Here is a 19,737-nt window from a genome sequence, read left to right on the forward strand (position 1 = left end):
CTGTATATTTAAGTATCAAAACTACACTCTTTTACATCTGCTCATAAAGACTAAACATTGGCATCATTATTGCAGCTACAATCAGTCCTACAATTCCTGCTAATAACAGAATCATTAACGGTTCAATTAAAGACTTTAAAGTATCTACAGATCGGTCTACTTCGCTTTCATAAAAATCTGCCACTTTTTCTAACATAATGTCAAGTGATCCTGTCGATTCCCCAATTTTTGTCATCGAAGTAACTAATGGTGGAAATAACCAACTTCTTTCAAAAGGCCCCGATAATGATTGTCCTTTTTCTAGACTCGTCCGTGCTTCTAAAATAACTCTTCCTAAGACTGGATTCCCCACGACTCTTTCAACAATAGTCAAAGAATTTAATATCGGGACTGCACTACTAAATAAAGAAGATAGTGTTCTTGTCATTCTGGCAATAGCAGACTTTTGAAATAATTTCCCGAACATCGGCATCTTTAAAAGCATTAAATGCACTCCATAATGAAATTGTTTATTTTTCTTATATAAGAATTGCAATACAATAGTTGCCCCAATCATCAAGACTAGTAACAACCACCAAAAGCTTTGTAAAAATTTACTAAAAGTTATTGTATAGACTGTAATTAAAGGCAATTCTGCTCCCATTTCTTCAAAGGTTGTGACGAAATTAGGAACGATAAAAATTAGTAAAAATGCTACAACCACCATTGTTATAAAAAGTAAAATTAATGGATAGGTTAATGTTGATTGTACTTTCTTTTTTAAGTTATATTGTTTCTCAAACATGTTAGCTAGTCGTTCTAATGTCTCGTCCATGTTCCCGGTTACTTCCCCAGAAGCAATCATATTCGCGAATAGTTGTGGAAACACTTTTGGATGCTTTAGCGTAGCTTTAGAGAAGGGTGTCCCTGCACGTACATCTTCCTCTACTGCTAATAAAGCCTTTTTTAACGGTTTACTCGTTGTTTGATCCGCTAGAATTCGGGTTGCCTCCACAATGGAAATCCCTGCACGAATTAATGTGGCAAATTGACGGCAGTAAATAACGAAATCTTCATTTTTTACCTTTGCCCCTCCACCTAAACTAATTTCCATATGCAAAAGGCTTTTCGATTCTTCTAATTGACGCGGGTTAATTCCCTGCTCGCGAAGTTTAGCAATGGCGGCTTGTTTTGTTGGTGCATCCACTATGCCCTTCTTTTGTTCGCCTTTTTTCGTTCGACCGGTGTATTTATATACCGTCAACTATAATCACCAACATTCATAAACGGTCTTGCTTCTTCTAATGAAACCTTTCCTGAAGAGACTAGTGTTTGAATGGAACTTTCTAATGTATGCATTCCAAGAGCACGACTTGTTTGCATGATACTTGGAATTTGGTGTACTTTTTCACTGCGAATTAAGTTTACAATCGCTGGGACACCGACTAAAATTTCTGTTGCTGCTACACGACCATTTTTATCTTTCGTTGGAAATAGTCTTTGCGAAATGATCCCTTGCAATACATTTGCCAATTGCACACGAATTTGCCCTTGTTGATGTGGTGGGAATACGTCAATGATACGATCAATCGAAGTTGGTGCACTTGATGTATGTAATGTACCAAGTACTAAGTGACCTGTTTCAGCTGCCGTAATCGCAGTTGAAATGGTTTCTAAGTCTCGCATCTCACCAACTAATATAATGTCTGGATCTTGACGAAGGGCTGCACGTAAGCCAGTCGCAAAGGTTTCTGTATCTACACCAATTTCACGTTGGTTGACAATCGATTGTTTATGATGATGTAAATATTCGATTGGGTCTTCCAATGTAATAATATGTTTTGCTTTCGATTCATTTACATAATCAATCATGGCTGCTAATGTCGTTGATTTCCCGGAGCCTGTAGGACCTGTTACTAAAATTAATCCTTGTGGTTTTTCCATTAATTGATACAGAATGTCTGGCATTTTCAGTGATTCAATTGTAGGAATCTTGGAAGAAATCAAACGTAAAACTAGAGCACTGGCATTCTTTTGATGAAAAGCATTGACACGGAATCGACATAACTCTTCTAAGGAGAAATTGAAGTCCGTTTCCCCATGACTCTCATACTCTGCAACTTTATGCTCAGGCATAATGTCATAGACCATTTCATGTAAAATTTCTGGCGTTAAAAGCTCATTTCCATATTGCTCGAGTTTACCGTTTCGGCGATAAACCGGTGGCAACCCTACTGTTAAATGTAAATCCGATGCTTTTTCTGTATATGCACGCATAAGTAAATCGTGAATTGATAAATTGCTCATAGTTAATTCTCCCTACTCTGTCGTTGCCACACGGATTACCTCTTCTGTTGTTGTTACTCCATCCAACACTTTTAGTAACCCATCAATCATTAACGAGTTATATCCTTCTTGTTTCATATAATCTGTTAGCTGTGTATTGGAACCATTGCTTAAAATATGCTCTCTTATATAACGGTCAATTGGTAATACTTCATGAATGGCATATCGACCTTTATAACCGGTTTGCCCGCAAGATGGACAGCCACGACCTTTCTGAACAGTTGTTACTTGTAGACCGTATTCTTTAAATATTTCCTTCTCACGTTCGGTTGCATCCACTGTAGTTTTACAGTCTCGGCAAATTTTGCGTACTAATCGTTGCGCAACAACCCCAACTAGAGAAGATGATATTAATAACGGCTCAATCCCCATATCACGTAATCTCGAAATGGATTCAACCGCACTATTTGTATGCAATGTACTTAATACTAAGTGACCTGTTAACGATGCTCGAACCGCAATTTCTGCTGTTTCTAAGTCTCGAATTTCCCCAATCATGACGATATCCGGGTCTTGACGTAAAATCGAACGTAATCCTGCTGCAAACGTTAACCCAACATCTTCATTTACTTGAATTTGGTTGACGCCTATTAATTGATACTCCACTGGATCTTCAACCGTAATAATGTTCACATCTTCACTGTTTAAGTTCGACAACGCTGCATATAACGTGGAAGATTTACCAGAACCAGTAGGACCAGTAATGAGCACAATTCCATTTGGACGAGCGATCATGTCACGGAATAGGGCTTCATTTCGCTTCGTAAATCCTAGCTTATTGATATCATTTGCCGCATTCGTCACATCTAGTATACGCATTACGATTTTTTCACCGAAAATGGTTGGTAACGTTGATAAACGAATGTCAATTGGCTTAAAATTTACCGTTGTTCGAATACGGCCATCTTGTGGTGTACGTGTATCGGTAATGTTTAAGTTCCCCATAATTTTTACACGAGCCGTCATCATATTTTGCATATGTTTAGGTAAAGAACGTTCTGTTCGTAGCACACCATCCACACGATAGCGAACTTTAAATTCATTTTCCATTGCGTCAAAGTGTATATCACTCGCTCTTGAGGCAACCCCATTGGCAATAATTTGATTTACTAATCGAACAATCGGTGAATCGTCATCATTAATTTCTTGTTGTGGTGCCGCCTCTGTAGTTGTGGCAGCCAATCCAAGGTCCGACAATGCTGCTTCCATCGATTCCTGAAGGTCATAGTATTTCGTAATTGTTCGATATAAATCGTCTTTTGCAGCAATACTTGTTTCAATTTGACACCCTGTTGCCATGCGCACTTCTTCAATCGCGAAGTAATCCATTGGGTCAGCCATGGCGATAAAGAGTTTATTTCGATCGCGGCGAATCGGCATAACCATGGCACGTTTAGCAAGTTCGCCCGGTACTAAATGCAATAATTCTGGGTCAATGGTGAATTGGTTTAAATTGACATGAGGTATCCCTAATTGAAACTCTAAAACCTCAATTAACTGTTGTTCGGTAATAAAGTTTTGTTTAATAAGGAAGTCCCCTATTTTTTCATCACTCGTTTTGGTTGTCAGGGCATAATCAAGTTGTTCACTCGTAATCGCTCCTGCATCGACTAATAAATCCCCTAGGCGTTTTCTCGAAGATGGTCTCATTTTTTATCTCCTTCCTATGGAGTAACTAGATTCCCACCTTTATCATAATAACTACCAGGTGGCAATTCATTCTCATTCGTTGGTAAATCATTTTTTTCTAAATCTGTTGGGTTTTTCGGAATAAAATCATCAAGCTCGAGATCTGGTAACCCATCGCCGTTTAAATCAATGTTCAAATCTGTATCTGGTTGCGTTCCATCCGTTTCAGGTAACAGTGATCTCGATGAATTTAGGACGATACGATTAATGGGCTTATAATAATCACGACTAATATGTTCTTCTGTTACATTACCATTTTCTGTAATATTACGGAAGACTGAAATTCGTAAACCTTCCTGACCTTCTTGAACAATTGTCGTTTGGCCAATTGGTAAATCAGTGGAGTAGCGATTAATAATACGTGGTGCAATGATTTCTTCCCGTTCCACTCTTACGGATACGTCACTTTCTTTTACTGTTGAATATATTTCAAGCTTTAGCATATCGTTCTCAACAGTCGCTTTAATAAGTGCTGGATTAGTCGTTGTATTAACAAATTTCAAATCTTTTTGCTCAAACTCACTTACTTGCGCTTCAATTCCCGGTTCTAAATAGGTAGGAATTTCATTTTGGGAGTGACGCTCTAAAATAGCGAAATTTGTTTGTAACACCGTGTTATATAGGACTGAAGCTAAGAAATTTAGCCCCATTTTATTCGATATACTGCTGTTTTCCCCAAGAGTTTCTAACAGAGAAAACGGTTCGTTTGGATTAAGTACTTTATCATTTAAAGATTGTGCTATGTATGAAATCCCTATAGCACCTTCTGGAATGGCTTCCATCGTTAATGCTAATCGATCATTTTCAATATGGGAGATATCATTAACAGATGCTTCAATGTCATGAGATTTTAAATAAGAAGCTTGTCCAGTTAATTGGTTCAATGTTTCTTCTGCATTCCAGACCGAGATATTAGCGACATCAGTTTTAATAGTATCGGAAACAGTCACATCAATTGGTAAATGAACAGTTTTTTCATCCACCCAAAATGCATACCAAGGTTTGTCCGTTAATAGTTCGTACTGATCAACCGCTGCCTCCACATTAAATTGAAGCTCATTCACATCGATGCTAAGTTCTTCCCCACCACCAGAGATGATCACTGGTTCAGACTTCCAACTAATAATCGCATCCGTTACAGCTTGAGTAATTGCATTGCGTTCTAGACCTGCGACACTTACACTACCAATTGTAGAGCCACTTGTTTTGATTTCCTCTTCATCAGCCAAAACGACATTCGATGAAAAAAGATTGAATGGTAAGATTAAGTAAAGTAGGAAAACAGTTAGCACAATAAATAGTACGAATTTTTTTTGGATATTCAGTTGGCTCACCTCTTAATCTGTAATATTCCCGTAATTTTCATGGTTATTTTAACCAATTAATTCTTATTAACTACAAATATAGCATACAATAAAAAAAAAGAAAATATACGTTTCTTTTTACCTATGTCCTTTTGGAATTTTTTGATGAAATTATGAAATTTCCTACTATGATAGCAACTTACTTTACAATATTGTATAATTAAGGAAGAAATTGTTTAGTATTTTTCAAACTCCAAACATTTAGATAAAAATGTTACCTATTTAAGTTAATAGTAACATTTTAATAAGGAAGTTTTTTATTAAAAGTGACGAAGTAGGTGAATTTTTATTGAAGAAATTAATAATGAAATCCCGCTTAAATGAATCTGGTATTTCTTTAGTAGAAGTAATTGCTTCTATTGTAATATTGTCGGTTATTTTAATTAGTATTTTTACGATGTTGACACAGTCGGGGAGAACGACGAAGAATAATGAGGATATTGTAGAAGCGACTTACCTTGCACAGACAGAGATGGAGAAGTTGTATGACAAATCTCAAACAACTCTATTTGCTGATTATGAAAATGCAATTGATTTAGAGTTAGATTATGATATCATTTCTCCCGAAACAGAATATGAAAAAGACATAACAACACCGAATAGGAATTTTTACATACAAGTTATAATAAGCAAAACTGATCCTATTTTATTAACTACCCATATCATTATTAATGTTTACGACGAAAAAAGCTCACCTCTGAAAACTCCAAAAGCTCAAATGCAAAACACTCTAGAGTGGAGGAGACCTTAATGAGAAAACTTTTAACTAATCAAAATGGCATAACTCTATTAGAAATATTAGCAGTAATAACCATTATAGCAATTGTTACTCCAATAATCTTTGGCGTCTTAACTAATGGACAAAAAGAATATAACAATCAATCTGGTAATAATCGCCAGTTATCAAGTATTAGTTATGCAATTAATTTGATGACCAAAGATATTCGAAGCTATCCAACTACCCTATCTATTAGTAGTAACCCTACCATTCTTGAAGTAAAAGAAGTAGATGGATCTCCTAAAAGTATATATAAGTTAGACGAGTCTGACCCGAATAATAAAAAAATAACTTTAAATGGCTCAACTATAGCAGATCAAATTCTATCATACAATATTGTTGAGAGTACAACACTTTCGGGTAATAAACAAAGAACAATAACGATTCAATACTTAGATGACCGTAGTAAAAATAAAAAATATGAAACAACTATTATAGAAAGATAAATGAAGGGAGTGGGGAATTTGTTTAAAACAAGAAGTTTAATTAGTTATTTTAAAAATGAAAAAGGTTTTTCCATGATGATTGCTTTAATGTCAGTTATAGTGCTTTCGATTATCGGTATCAGTATGTTTACAATTTCGAATAATACTAGTAAAGCTGCTGAGAGGGAACGAGATGACCAAGCTGTATATTATATTGCAGAGGCTGGACTTAATCATGTTAAAGTAAACCTCATAGATAATATTAATAATCCTAGTACGGACTCATCTAAAAGTAAGCTAGAAAATATCTTAGATAAAATATCTACTAACCCGGAACTAGATTTAACTAATATTAAGGTTTATAACTTTGAAAATCATCTTAATGATCCTAATAAAAAAACAAAAGCATTTGTAAAATTAACAAACAATCCTGCAAATCAATTTACTATCCTATCGCGAGGCACAATTGAAGGATCTGGTAATGCTATTGGACGTGCAGTTTCACAAACCATTTTAATTGATAATGATGGGAACATTATTGATCCGGGTAGTATCAAAGAGATATGTATTATTGATGAAAATTTCACGCCATGTTCAGCACCTACTCCTGGTACCGTTCCTGGCGGTGGATCCAACCCTGGTGACAGCGGAGATAATAAGGATAGTAACTGTCAAGGTCATGGCAATGATAAATGTCAACGTGATCCAGATAAATCCGAATGTCCACCGCATAATAAGAATTGTAAAGATGATGACTCTGGTGATGACGGTGATTCTGGCAGTGATGGTTCTGGCGGCGGTGGCTCTGATGATAATGAAATAGAAAACCCAGTCTTCGGTGAAAGTTTAGTATACACCACTACCAGTGGCACATTTAATCAAACAGGTACTGGTAACGGTAGTAAAGGATTTACTCATAGCAAATATGATGTTAACGATATTAAACTCCCTACTAAACAAGAATTTATAAGTTATTTCAATAACAAAAATGACTATACTGAACTAAAGGTATTACGTAACCCACAGAATTTAGACAAAAATTATATCTTGAACAATATAAATGGGAATGATATTACCTTTAATACATCAACATCAAAAAATCTTTTCATTGATTCTAGTGTTTTATTATCAGACAAAAAGCAAACTACAACTTTAAAATTCGATGGTGAAGGGACTATAAACATTTACATTAACGGAGACCTCGATATTAATGAGGGAATCTTAAATATTAAAGCGGAAAATTCAAAAGTAAAAATTAATATATTCATCAAAAATGACTTGAATCTAGACAAAAAAGGAACTATTAATGCTGACGCAAATATTTATTCTTTAAATTCTACTAGTAACGTAGATATCGATAAAAATCTTAATATCAAAGGTTCTCTTGTTTCCAACACATCTTCAATTACTGTTAATGGTGATTCAAGCACAACTATTAAAGGTATCTGTGCACCAAATGCTTCCTATTCATCATCAGGTACTTATAATGTCAATGGGAAGATTGTTGTAAATTCCTTCTCTCATAATGGTTCAGCTTCCGTAGGGAAAACAACTGATAAAGACTACAATCCCTGCTCGTTGCAATAAGTTTAAATAAAGACACAAAAAACTAATTAATTACTACTATAGAAAATGCCCTCCATTTTGGTGGGCATTTTATTTTATAATACCACAATTATCAATCTCAAAATTTCATCTCTACCCATCCCCAATCATGCACTCTATCTAATTATTAATATTTTCTATCGATAAATACTGTATTTATAAAACATATCGAATTAATAAAAAGACTGCGCCCAAACTTGATATTCCCCAAGTTCGTCTACAGTCCGATACAGCTATTTTTATTTCATATCCTACTCAACGATCTCCATTAAAGCATCTTCAATAAAGAGTTCACTCAATAAATCAATGCCTCCTATCACTTTTTCCGTTTTAGGTGTTGTTGGTATTGGTTTTGAAATCGGTACTACCGGTGAACCATACGTAATACTCGTATCACCATCTGCTAATAGCGAATTGGCTATGACTATTCCTTTAATATTCCCACCTTCTCGAACGGATACATTTGTATTTCGCGCAACAATCATCTGTCCATTATTCGGTACACCACCCAAAATTACCACTTTGGAGCCCCCACTATATAGATTTCCATTCAATGAGCCCTTAATACTTGTAATACTTTTTTCGAAAATATTTAATTTTCCCTTGTGCTCTCTTTAAATCCCCGACAAATAAATTCACTTCTCTCTCCCCAACATCAATTCTAATTGTATTATTTTCATCCACTTTAAATGTAGTAAATCTTGTATCACTACTCCTTAGGGATAAAGCATGTGCGGAAGATTTAGCCCGAGTGAAGATCAACCCTAAGTGGTGGTATTTACATATAATTTACCATTTTTATATTATTAATACATTTATGTAAATATAATATAAAAATAGTCCTAACTTTAAAATGAATACTAATAATATCAAATATACTAAAAATTAATCGAATTAATTAAGTAATTCCTCCTACTTCCCCATATACAAAAATTCGTTTATTTAATATGATTTAAATAAATAGTTCCCCATTTCACTAGATAAGTAGGTGTTTCTTTATGAAACGTTTTTATAAATCTTTTCGTTTAAATGAATCCGGTATTTCGTTAGTGGAGGTCATTGCATCCATCGTCATCTTATCCATTATTATTCTTAGTATTTTTTCTTTACTTACTCAGTCTTCGAAAACAACGAGAACTTCCGAGCGAATCATTGATGCTACCTATGTTGCTCAAACGGAGATGGAAGAGTTATATTTTGAATCTATTAAACGAGCAGACCCTGAATCTGTCATCTTATCTAAAGGCTATACAAAAAACACTACTTATTTTGAAAAAACAAATAGTTCCTATAACTTTTATATTAAATTAAGTCTTACAAATAATGATACGTATCCTCAGTTAACTAGAATACTCATTCAAGTCTATGATCATAAAGACGATACACATCCAAAGGCACAAATGGAAAATACTTTAGATTGGGGGAAATAGTGGTGAAAAGGACAAAACCCTCGATAATCAAACAACAATTTGGAATTTCACTTGTCGAAGTGTTAGCTAGTATCGTTATAGTATCAATTGTAAGCTCACTAGTTTATAGCATTGTTATAAAAAGTAATGATCACTATAATAACCAATATGATAAAAATATGGAATTGTCAGATATTTCTTACAAATTAAAACTACTGACTAAAGAAATTAGAAAAGCTAGTGATGTAAATTATTTAAGTCCCAACTCAATGGACCTAGTAATTGAAAGTTCTACAACTACTTTTTATTATGACTCATCAGCAAAAACACTTTATAAAGATAGTTCAGTATATATTAATAATGTTGAAAAATTTGTGTTAACACCCAACAGTACTCATCCTAATAAAGTATCAATAATTAGTATTGAAATTATTAATGATAAACTCAAAGATTCGATTAAAACGAAAATAATTGTAAGAAGTGGGGATTCATAAATGAAACGATCTAAAAATCGCTACTTTTCAAATGACCACGGATACTCTCTACTTATTACGCTTTTCGCGTTAGTCCTACTTTCTATTTTAGGAATGAGCATATTAACTGTTTCAGGAAATACCTTAAAAAACACCTCGAATGAAAGAATTGATCAGGCTGTTTATTATATTGCTGAAGCAACTGTTGTAGAAAAACGCGCAGAAGTGCTGGAGAAAATAAAAGCTATAAGGGACGGTATTAATTATAATAATTATATATTAAAAGATAATACAGTAGACATAGAAGGTATAAAAACAGAGATTTTTAATCGATTAAAAGATGAATATGGAAACGTAGAAAATAATTTTGAAAGGTTTAATTCAACATTTAACTTAGGTTCAGGTGGTTCTTCAAGTTCGTTTTCTCTAATTAATAATGTTGCACCGACCGCTGAATTTGATATCAATGTATATAAAGACGGGGAAGAAATTGTTTGCCAAATAATAGCAAATGGTCAAATTGATAATAAGGAAAGGCAAGTTCTTCAAAGTATTAAAATAAATAGCAACACTATTATCAACGTAATAGAGGAGGATTTCATTATTAATGAATCGAATGGAGGAAGTGATCCTATCGTGCAAATTGCTCCAAAGTTCGAGTTTCCCACTCAAACAAATGCACCTTCCATAATAATTGCTAATAATAGCACAATTGCACACCCTGCATCTACATTAGTAAATCCTAAGTTTGTGGATGAAGCAAAAAAATGGATAGAATTCGCTAAAACAAAAGGCTTTACTATCATAACAAATGGTTTTACTATTAGTAATACAACTATTAATGGTTCATATTTTGTTTTGAATGGTGATGTAGTAATGAATGGAAATAAAAGTACAAAATTTATTGGAACAATTATTGCACCATTTTCTAATATTAAAATTAATGGTAACGCTGACCTTTGCGGTACAATAGTTGCTAATGGTTATAGTGCTAGTGGTGGGGGAAATGCAAGTATATCTTGTAGTAGCCTATCATTGGAGCCTATTGAAAATCCCATACCAGATTATAAAAGTGACCCTATAAAACAAATTAATATTACAGGCGAGTTATGGACCGTTCAACCTATTAGAGAAATTTAGTGTCCCTGTCTTCTATTCAGAAGCTATTACAGCGTTTTGTAATAGCTTTTTTATGTGAGTTTGTCAAATTGAGTGCAACAATTCTATCTGAAATGATTAATGTGTTAACTTGGAAAAAAGCAGTACAGAAGGAAAAAGCATTGGAGCACAAAATTATGCCCCAATGCTTTTTAAATTGTATATAATTGCCAGAATTGTTTGTGTGCCAGGCACCAATTAGTACATCTTCAAATACTGTTCGCGTTCCCAAGGATGTACTGTTGTACGGAACATTTCGAATTCAATTTCTTTTGCTTCTTTAAAGTTTGCGTAAATGTGTTCACCTAATGCACGTTTTACCACTTCATCTTTATCTAAAGCAACTAACGCATCATCAAGAGCTGCTGGTAAATTGTCGATGCCATTTGCTTTACGCTCTTCATCTGACATGATATAGATGTTGCGGTTGATTGCAGGAGGTGGTGTCATTTGTTGACGGATCCCTTCTAAACCAGACTCTAAAATTACCGCTAATGCTAAGTATGGGTTTGCTGCTGGGTCAACAGAACGAACCTCGATACGTGTTGACAGTCCACGAGCAGATGGGACACGGATTAGTGGTGAACGGTTTTGAGCAGACCACGCTACGTAACATGGTGCTTCATAACCAGGTACTAAACGTTTATATGAGTTTACAGTTGGATTTGTGATCGCTGTAAATCCTTGAACGTGTGCAAGTACCCCTGCCATAAATTGCATTGCTGTTTCAGATAAGCCAAGTTCCGCTCTTTCATCGTAGAACACGTTTTCTTTCCCTTTGAATAAAGATACGTTACAGTGCATACCAGAACCTGCTTCACCGTATAATGGTTTTGGCATAAATGTTGCATGTAAGCCGTGTTTACGAGCAATCGTTTTAACAACTAATTTGAAAGTTTGGATGTTGTCACATGCTTCTACAACATTCGCATATTTAAAGTCAATTTCGTGTTGACCTGGTGCTACTTCATGGTGAGAAGCTTCGATTTCAAAGCCCATTTCTTCAAGCTCTAATACGATATCACGACGGCAGTTTTCACCTAAGTCAGTTGGCGCTAAGTCAAAGTAACCACCATGGTCATTTACTTCTAGCGTTGGCTCACCTTTTGCATCTAATTTAAATAAGAAAAATTCAGGCTCTGGTCCAAGGTTGAAATCTGTGAACCCTAGCTCTTCCATATTCTTTAATAGGCGTTTTAAGTTGTTACGTGGGTCCCCTGCAAATGGTTCTCCTGTAGCTGTATAAATATCACAAATGAAACGAGCTACTTTCCCGTTACCAGTAGTCCATGGGAAAACCATGAAAGTATCAAGATCAGGATGTAAGTACATGTCAGATTCTTCAATACGAACAAAACCTTCAATAGAAGAACCGTCAAACATCATCTTATTATCTAATGCTTTGTCTAATTGACTTACTGGAATTTCTACGTTTTTAATTGTTCCTAAAATATCAGTGAATTGTAAACGAATGTATTTTACTTCTTTTTCTTCTACAAGTCGTTTAATGTCCTCTTTTGTGAATTTACCCACAATATTCCACACTCCTACTGTTTTCCACTAGCTTTTTATAATTTACGCGAATTATTGATAAAACCGCGATAAATCCCCTTGTCGCAAAGACGATTTTTGGTGTTTTCCTGCACTGCGCATCTCTTGGCGTAAAATACTACGCAATTCTGAATCTGAAATTTCTTTTTCTTTTTGTACGGCTTGTGCAGCTGGATTGTCTTTTAAATCAAATAATTTTTTAATGCCGGCCATGTTAATACCTTGGTCTAGCATATCTTTTATCTCAAGTAGAGTATCGACATCATTCAATGAAAACATTCTACGATTTCCATCTGTACGGTGTGGCTGAATTAAATCGTGCTCTTCGTAATAACGAATTTGTCGCGCAGATAATTCTGTTAGTTGCATAACGGTACCAATTGGTAAAAGTGGCATCGATCTTCTAATTTCACTCGTTCGTTTATTTCCACTCATTTAATTCACCTCCCTTGCCATTATAATACTCTCCGTCAATTGTAATGTCAATCTTATGTCAGAAAAACTTACACATTAAGAATAAGTGGGAAAAATTGCGAAAAATTAAGTAGTTAGTAGCACTTTTCAGAAAATAAGATTCATATTTAGAAATTATTTTTTCTTACAAAGGATGTTAAGAAAAAATTAAGCGTTTCCCCCAGTTCACTCTAAACATTCAAACTTCTTTCACCTAGCATATGCAAAAAAACTACCTAACCTTAGTCGATTAGGTAGCGTTTTATTATCTTTTGATTTTCTTCGTCATTTGCGAGGCATTTAATGCAAGCGCAATAAAATTCAAATATAACCCGAGGGCAATGGCAATGACTTCACTATCCCGCACAAAATTGTTGCGCATATTGTTTAAGTCGTAAACGGTGTAGATCGCTAGTAATAAAACTACGAGGCCGGCAATTACGAGTAATACTACGCTACTAATTGGAATGAAAATATAAATAAATGAAAAGACAACAAATACAATGATTACTGCAAATAAGTAAATAAATGAATCCGTTATTTCGGCAATTAATTTTAATCCCAAAATGGTTAACAACAAGAAAATTATTACGGTCCCGATAAATACGGACAGCACAAGAGCTTTTCCAAACCAATCAATGAACAATACTAACAATAAGAAATGGAGCATCCCTAATAAAAATGGAATGGCATAGTAGAGGATTATATGTCCTAGCTGCATTAAGAAAATGAGCACAATTAACCCTACACCTATGATGGCTAACGTTACGACTAACCAAAACGGTAAAACAAGCGCAATGAGGACACCGACAACTGTTAAGATCCACATACAAGCAAAGTGTTTTAAAATGAGGTCGTAGTTCCGATTCCTACTTAACTGCCCCATACACAACCCCAATCATCATAGTTTACTATTTACTATATTTCGAAAGGAGCGTGGTTATTAATCATTTTTACAGTAAAGTAATATGCTCGGTCATGCCAATGGATTCAACAATAAATCTGCCATTTTCGATCACGATTTTCGTCACGCTTGTCCCATCGATTTCGCCAAAGTCCCAAATTTTTCGAATCGGTAAATTTAGTACTTTCAAAAGCAATGCACGAATGGCCACTCCATGGGTAACGACTAAAATACGCTCGCCTTGATGAAGCTTTGAACAATCCATCAAAAAGTCCCACATTCGATGAGTAACTTGTTCAAAGGTTTCCCCACCATTTGGCACATACATTGCTGGCCTATTACAATAAGCATCATAGAGTTCATCTTTCAAAAGCGCCTCAATTAACTGCCCCTGCCAGATACCTAGATGAATTTCCTTTAATCGATCATCCAGATGAATCTCTTGGTCTGCTAAAATGCTAGCTGTTTGAATCGCTCTTTGAAGTGGGCTAGAATAGGTCGCTTGGAAATTTGGTAGTTCATTTCTTAGCCTCTCTGCTTGGGCAATTCCTCTTGCTGTCAGTTTGGAATCCAACCATCCTTGTAAGCGCCCTTCCTTGTTCCATTCGGTTTCTCCATGACGAACAAAGTAAATTTCCATATTACGCATACCATTCATCCATGACTTCTTGAAATTTTGCCAGTGCTTCTGCGGATTTAATACCGATTCGAAGCCACTTTCCATCCATGCCAATATAGTTTTCGGTATGCCGTAATACAACGCCGCGCTTCAAACAATGAAAATAAAATTCACGCGTGTCTGTAGGGTTTGCTAATTGAAAGCAAAGGAAGTTTACTACACTGTTCGTTACAATACAATTTCGCGATAATAAATAATCGACCAAATATACTTTTTGCTTGTGTTGATAGTTGATACTTTCTTGTCTAAATTGCTCATCGTTTAAACATTCCACACCAATAGATATAGCGAGATTATTCACATTCCAATGCGGCAATCGTTTCCGCAAATCACGTACAAGTTGAGGAGATCCAATTAAGTAACCAAGTCTTATCCCTGCGATGCCATACATTTTCGTCATGGAACGCAATACCGTTACATGTTTGAACTCGTTGACTAAATTGATTGCCGAATGTTCTTCATCCGTCCAATCCATAAACGCCTCGTCAATGAGTACTGCACATCCCACTTTTTCACCGTATTGAATTAATTCTAGTAATATAGTTTTTGAGATGAGTGCACCTGTTGGATTGTTAGGATTACATAAATACAGACAGTCAGCATCGGTCATCTCCTGCTTGATCTCTTCAATTGGTAATTGGTAGGCTGCCACATCTGAAATCGTTAAATCAATTACGTCTGCTCCTGCTGCTTCTAATGTCATTTTATATTCGGAAAATGTTGGATGTACAAGAATCACCTTTTTTCCACGGTAAAGCTGGGCATAAAACGTGAGCAGTTCTGCCCCACCATTTCCTACTAACACGCATTCCTTTTGTACATGATGTTTTGTTGCAATCATTGTTCGAAGTGGTTCTGCTTCCGGATGCGGATAAGTTAACAATTGTTGTTGCAAGCTCGGCCATAGTTTTTCTATTTGCTTTGGTATGCCGAGTGAATTGACATTTTCACTTAAATCAAATACGACTTCTGGTAAATCTAGTCCAAAATTTTTATATAATGCTTCATAATTAGCGCCATGCGAGGGAAATTGCAACATGAACACCTCCCACAATTAAAATGAATACCCAAGAAACAATGAGCATGTGTGTAATCGCTTCTTTAATGTGACTCGCCTGTAACGTTTCAGTCGGTTTTCCCATATAAGCACGAAACGACGTAATTCCTTTATATGTATTGTAGCCACCTAATCGAATGCCAAGTTGATAGGCTGTTGCCGCTTCTAAGTAGCCGCTATTCGGACTTGGATGTTTTTTGGCGTCCACTAGCCAATTTATGAATCGCTCTTTTAGTGGACGATTTGTTTTATTTTTTGTGAACAATAAAATGAGTAAACCTGTGATTCTGCTTGGGATAAAGTTAGCCATATCATCCAGTCTTGCGGAAACTTTGCCAAACTGCATATACGTTTCATTTTTATAACCGACCATTGAATCGAGGGTGTTGATCGCTTTGTAGGCCCACAAACCTGTTGCCCCAAACAAAATCGCGTAAAACAGGGGCGCCGTAATGCCATCGCTTGTATTTTCTGAAACTGTTTCGACTACTCCGCGCACGATTTCAGGTTCCTCTAAATGTGCCGTATCGCGACCTACAATCCAAGACAATTTCACCCGTGCCTCATCTAAATCCCCTCGTTTAAGCGCGTCATAGACAACCATGGCCGCTTCCTTTAAACTTTTTTGTGCTAAGCCGATTGCGATTAAAATGGTTTCGATTAATAACCCGACAACGAAATGAATTGTATAAGATAAATAGACGACCGAAAATGTCACGACAGTAACAGTACCAACGACGATGAATGCCATGATTGCGCCTTTTATTGTACGGGAGTTACCTTGGTTTAATTTTTTTGAGAGAAACGCAATGAAGTTCCCAATCCATCTGATAGGATGCGGGAGTTTTGGTGGATCCCCGATGATAATGTCTAATAGTTGCCCTAGGAAAACGGCCAATATGTGCATGTTACTGATTCCCTTTCTTAAAAGCTAAGTAACTATCAACGGCTTTGTTCATTGTTTCATATAACCCTCGTCCGATTAACGTCCCCATTTTTGTAATAGAGCCTGCATACTGGTGAAATTCTCCGGTTTGGGTTGAGGCAACGCATACACTGTCCGTTGATGTACCTGTCGCAATTGTACCGGATTTGTGATCAAGGATACCACGTTCGTGAATAATTTTCGTTTTCACTTCCACTGCGCAACATAACGCTTGAATGAGTGCTTCATCGGATAAGTTGCCGTTGATAAAAATAAATGTGTTGATAGTGCCCACTTTGGGTTGATAAGCATATTGATGCGCTTTTGTGACATCGACTGCATTACCTAAACCAGCAGTCACCATGATCACGATGGATGTTTCCCCTTCTTCATAACAATCGATAAATGCAAATTCCATATCCACCGCTGTCATCATGGCAATGGTTTGTTCTAATGGAAAGTTTCTTTCATTGAGGAACTGGCGCATTTCTTCATTGGCATCTTCGGGGAAATAGTCTATCCCTACCGTACGATTGACAAAGAATGTATACTCGCCATAGCCAGGATTGTGCATGGCCGAACTAAATGTGCGAAGCGGTGTGGGTGCTTCGACAACGATAAACTCTTTATATTTTTTGAAGTTTTCTAATGTAATCATGTTTTGACCTCTAGTTTAGTAGTACTTCTAAATTAGCATAAAAAAAGCGGTTTGGCGGGATTATTTGAAAGTTTGGCGGAATTCTCAACAAGTTTGGCGGAAATATTGCTTTTTTTGGCGGGATTTCTTACTAATTTGGCGGAATTAAAAAAGCGGCTCCCAAACGAAAGAACCGCTCCCCTCACTATCGAATTTTCTGAACCGCACTACAAATCGCAAATTTCACATGTTCGTACGTTAAACCACCTTGTATATAGGCAGTAAATGGCGGACGAATCGGACCATCTGCAGTTAATTCGATGCTGGAACCTTGTACAAATGTTCCTGCAGCCATAATGACGTCATCCTCATAGCCAGGCATATACGCTGGAACTGGTGCGAAATGAGCGTTAATTGGAGACGCTGCTTGAATTTCCTGACAAAATGCAATCATTTGCTCCGCTGTTTGGAAAGAAACCGATTGAATCAAGTCTGTTCGTTTTGCTGCATAATGTGGAAACGTTGACATGCCCACTTCTTCCAGCATAGCTGAAGTGAAAATAGCTCCTTTTAAACTTTGCGCTACCACATGCGGTGCAAGGAAGAATCCTTGATAAAAATCGGCTAACGTATTTAACGATGCCCCCGCTTCTGCACCGATTCCAGGAGAAGTCATTCGGTACGCACATTTCTCCACTAAATCAGCACGTCCAGCAATATAACCACCGATTTTCGCTAAGCCCCCGCCAGGATTTTTAATGAGGGAACCTGCCATTAAGTCGGCCCCTACTTCAGTTGGCTCCTTTGCTTCCACAAATTCCCCATAACAGTTATCGACAAAGATGACCACGTCTTGTTTGATGGCACGAATCTTTTGACACATTTCTTCTATCTCATCGATTGTGAAGGAAGGTCTAGTTGCATAACCTTTTGAGCGTTGGATAGCGACTATTTTTGTCTTTTCATTAATCGTATTGCGTACTGCTGCCCAATGGATTTCTCGGTCATTGAGTAAATCAACGTGGTGATAGCCAATGCCAAAGTCTTTTAGAGAGCCGGTATCTTTTTCTCCCCCATCGACAATCGACTGGAGCGTATCATATGGTTTCCCCGTTATGTAGACTAGTTCATCACCTGGTCGCAGTACGCCGAATAAACTAAGCGTGATGGCATGTGTGCCAGAAATGATTTGACTGCGTACGATTGCTGCCTCTGCACCGAACGTTTCTGCATAAACGCGTTCTAAATTATCACGCCCTTCATCGTCATAGCCATACCCTGTAGATGGATGTAAATGAAAGTCACTTACTTGATGTTTGCGAAAGGCTGCCAACACCTTTTGTTGATTATAAAACGCCATTTCGTCTACTTGATCATGAAAGGGTTTAATTTTCTCTTCTACCTCTTGCGCAAGTTGCAACGTTTCTGGCTTTAATGTTGAAAAAAATGTCATGTTGATTGCTCCCTTATTTATCTTCTTATTCATCTTAACAATTCTTTGCAGCTTTTCAACCGTTTTAGGGCTTGGAATTGATGAATTCGTAAATAAACCATCTAACGAATAAAACTACTATCTTTACGAAACTCTTTCAAACTGCTATTCTCAGAATAATATAAATTTAAGGGGATGTACTTATGGCTTGGGAAGTATTGAGTATCATTGGGACCATTGCCTTTGCGATTTCCGGTGCGATTGTGGCGATGGAAGAAGAATATGATTTATTTGGGGTGTACTTATTAGGTATTGTCACAGCTTTTGGTGGCGGGGCCATTCGAAATATATTAATTGGTTTACCGGTATCGACGTTATGGAGCCAGGAGATGATGTTTCAAATTGCGATTGCGGCGATTACGATCTTTTTCTTAGTACCTCATCAGCTTATTAAGCATTGGCATCGCTGGGGGAATTTGACCGATGCGATTGGTTTATCCGCATTTGCCATTCAAGGTGCGATGTACGCGGTTTCCTTAGAGTTACCTGTAAGTGCAGTAATTGTTGCTGCGATCTTAACAGGTTCTGGCGGTGGGATTGTGCGAGATCTATTAGCTGGAAGAAAACCAATCGTATTACGAGAGGAAATCTATGCAGTGTGGGCAGCTGGGGCTGGTTTAGTCATTGGACTGGAATTAGTACCCGGAGATGTTTTCTTATATGTTTTATTTGTGGTGATTACGACTTTGCGCGTTTTATCGTATATGAGAAACTGGAAATTGCCTGTTCGAAAGTTAACTATGATTAATACAAAGCAAAAAGCACATAGATGATATGTGCTTTTTGTATGTTGTTGGCGGGATTTCAGGTGAA

The 19,737-nt window shown here is 36.5% G+C and carries 20 protein-coding genes; 7 read left to right on the forward strand and 13 right to left on the reverse strand.

The genetic code is table 11. From position 1 onward, the window contains the following. Positions 1–31 precede the first annotated feature (31 nt). The 4 genes from EK386_RS05210 to EK386_RS05225 are packed head-to-tail and all read right to left on the reverse strand — an operon-like array spanning position 32 to position 5,348. Positions 32–1,243 carry a type II secretion system F family protein gene (locus tag EK386_RS05210; protein ID WP_126657977.1) on the reverse strand — a complete coding sequence of 404 codons (1,212 nt, stop codon included), beginning with the start codon at positions 1,241–1,243 and terminating at the stop codon, positions 32–34. Then, positions 1,240–2,286: a type IV pilus twitching motility protein PilT gene (locus tag EK386_RS05215; protein ID WP_126657978.1), complete on the reverse strand. Its 1,047-nt coding sequence runs from the start codon at positions 2,284–2,286 to the stop codon at positions 1,240–1,242. The genes EK386_RS05210 and EK386_RS05215 overlap by 4 nt, the downstream gene beginning before the upstream one ends. Before the next feature lie 12 nt (positions 2,287–2,298). After that, positions 2,299–3,975, reverse strand: a complete 1,677-nt coding sequence (locus EK386_RS05220) for a GspE/PulE family protein (RefSeq protein ID WP_126657979.1) — start codon at positions 3,973–3,975, stop codon at positions 2,299–2,301. A 14-nt stretch (positions 3,976–3,989) separates the two neighbouring features. Next, positions 3,990–5,348, reverse strand: a complete 1,359-nt coding sequence (locus EK386_RS05225) for a VanW family protein (RefSeq protein WP_126657980.1) — start codon at positions 5,346–5,348, stop codon at positions 3,990–3,992. 319 nt (positions 5,349–5,667) lie between these two features. Between EK386_RS05225 and EK386_RS05230 the strand changes: the two genes are divergently transcribed. The 3 genes from EK386_RS05230 to EK386_RS05240 are packed head-to-tail and all read left to right on the forward strand — an operon-like array spanning position 5,668 to position 8,168. Next, the gene (locus EK386_RS05230; RefSeq protein ID WP_126657981.1) at positions 5,668–6,129 is read left to right on the forward strand and encodes a type IV pilus modification PilV family protein; all 462 of its coding nucleotides are present in this window, start codon (positions 5,668–5,670) and stop codon (positions 6,127–6,129) included. After that, positions 6,129–6,602 carry a type II secretion system protein gene (locus EK386_RS05235; RefSeq protein WP_126657982.1) on the forward strand — a complete coding sequence of 158 codons (474 nt, stop codon included), beginning with the start codon at positions 6,129–6,131 and terminating at the stop codon, positions 6,600–6,602. The genes EK386_RS05230 and EK386_RS05235 overlap by 1 nt, the downstream gene beginning before the upstream one ends. A gap of 18 nt (positions 6,603–6,620) precedes the next feature. Continuing rightward, on the forward strand, positions 6,621–8,168 hold the full coding sequence (locus EK386_RS05240; RefSeq protein ID WP_126657983.1) for a pilus assembly PilX N-terminal domain-containing protein: 1,548 nt from the start codon (positions 6,621–6,623) through the stop codon (positions 8,166–8,168). 269 nt (positions 8,169–8,437) lie between these two features. Here the strand turns inward: EK386_RS05240 and EK386_RS05245 are convergent, their stop codons facing one another. After that, positions 8,438–8,707 (reverse strand): hypothetical protein, encoded by a 270-nt coding sequence (locus EK386_RS05245; RefSeq protein ID WP_126657984.1) that lies wholly within the window; start codon positions 8,705–8,707, stop codon positions 8,438–8,440. Positions 8,708–9,184: 477 nt separating this feature from the next. Here EK386_RS05245 and EK386_RS05250 point away from each other — a divergent pair, with 477 nt between their 5' ends. From EK386_RS05250 to EK386_RS05260, 3 genes are read left to right on the forward strand one after another with little or no spacing between them, the layout of a single operon-like run. Continuing rightward, positions 9,185–9,616: a prepilin-type N-terminal cleavage/methylation domain-containing protein gene (locus EK386_RS05250; RefSeq protein WP_126657985.1), complete on the forward strand. Its 432-nt coding sequence runs from the start codon at positions 9,185–9,187 to the stop codon at positions 9,614–9,616. Positions 9,617–9,618: 2 nt separating this feature from the next. Then, entirely contained in the window at positions 9,619–10,089 is a 471-nt protein-coding gene (locus EK386_RS05255; protein ID WP_158674376.1) for a prepilin-type N-terminal cleavage/methylation domain-containing protein, read from the forward strand. Beyond that, a complete protein-coding gene (locus EK386_RS05260; protein ID WP_126657987.1) occupies positions 10,090–11,208 on the forward strand; it encodes a hypothetical protein in 1,119 nt (372 codons plus the stop codon). 216 nt (positions 11,209–11,424) lie between these two features. Here the strand turns inward: EK386_RS05260 and glnA are convergent, their stop codons facing one another. The 8 genes from glnA to EK386_RS05300 form a co-directional block, all read right to left on the reverse strand. Continuing rightward, positions 11,425–12,759: a type I glutamate--ammonia ligase gene (gene glnA / locus EK386_RS05265; RefSeq protein ID WP_126657988.1), complete on the reverse strand. Its 1,335-nt coding sequence runs from the start codon at positions 12,757–12,759 to the stop codon at positions 11,425–11,427. Between the two features lie 51 nt (positions 12,760–12,810). Continuing rightward, positions 12,811–13,212: a MerR family transcriptional regulator gene (locus tag EK386_RS05270; protein ID WP_126657989.1), complete on the reverse strand. Its 402-nt coding sequence runs from the start codon at positions 13,210–13,212 to the stop codon at positions 12,811–12,813. A 283-nt stretch (positions 13,213–13,495) separates the two neighbouring features. Beyond that, positions 13,496–14,116 carry a Bax inhibitor-1 family protein gene (locus EK386_RS05275; protein ID WP_126657990.1) on the reverse strand — a complete coding sequence of 207 codons (621 nt, stop codon included), beginning with the start codon at positions 14,114–14,116 and terminating at the stop codon, positions 13,496–13,498. Between the two features lie 67 nt (positions 14,117–14,183). Beyond that, complete coding sequence (locus EK386_RS05280) at positions 14,184–14,783, reverse strand: histidine phosphatase family protein (protein WP_158674377.1); 600 nt, start codon at positions 14,781–14,783, stop codon at positions 14,184–14,186. Then, positions 14,776–15,852, reverse strand: coding sequence for a pyridoxal phosphate-dependent aminotransferase (locus tag EK386_RS05285; protein WP_126657992.1), 1,077 nt, complete (start codon positions 15,850–15,852; stop codon positions 14,776–14,778). The genes EK386_RS05280 and EK386_RS05285 overlap by 8 nt, the downstream gene beginning before the upstream one ends. Then, positions 15,824–16,777, reverse strand: coding sequence for an adenosylcobinamide-phosphate synthase CbiB (gene cbiB, locus EK386_RS05290; protein ID WP_126657993.1), 954 nt, complete (start codon positions 16,775–16,777; stop codon positions 15,824–15,826). Before cbiB ends, EK386_RS05285 begins: the two co-directional genes overlap by 29 nt. Position 16,778: 1 nt before the next feature. Further along, on the reverse strand, positions 16,779–17,453 hold the full coding sequence (locus EK386_RS05295; protein ID WP_126657994.1) for an adenosylcobinamide amidohydrolase: 675 nt from the start codon (positions 17,451–17,453) through the stop codon (positions 16,779–16,781). Positions 17,454–17,637: 184 nt separating this feature from the next. After that, complete coding sequence (locus EK386_RS05300; RefSeq protein WP_126657995.1) at positions 17,638–18,885, reverse strand: methionine gamma-lyase family protein; 1,248 nt, start codon at positions 18,883–18,885, stop codon at positions 17,638–17,640. Positions 18,886–19,067: 182 nt separating this feature from the next. Between EK386_RS05300 and EK386_RS05305 the strand changes: the two genes are divergently transcribed. Beyond that, positions 19,068–19,697, forward strand: coding sequence for a trimeric intracellular cation channel family protein (locus EK386_RS05305; protein WP_126657996.1), 630 nt, complete (start codon positions 19,068–19,070; stop codon positions 19,695–19,697). The last annotated feature ends 40 nt before the right edge of the window (positions 19,698–19,737 follow it).

The organism is Lysinibacillus antri (genome assembly GCF_003977595.1).
Lineage (GTDB): Bacteria > Bacillota > Bacilli > Bacillales_A > Planococcaceae > Ureibacillus > Ureibacillus antri.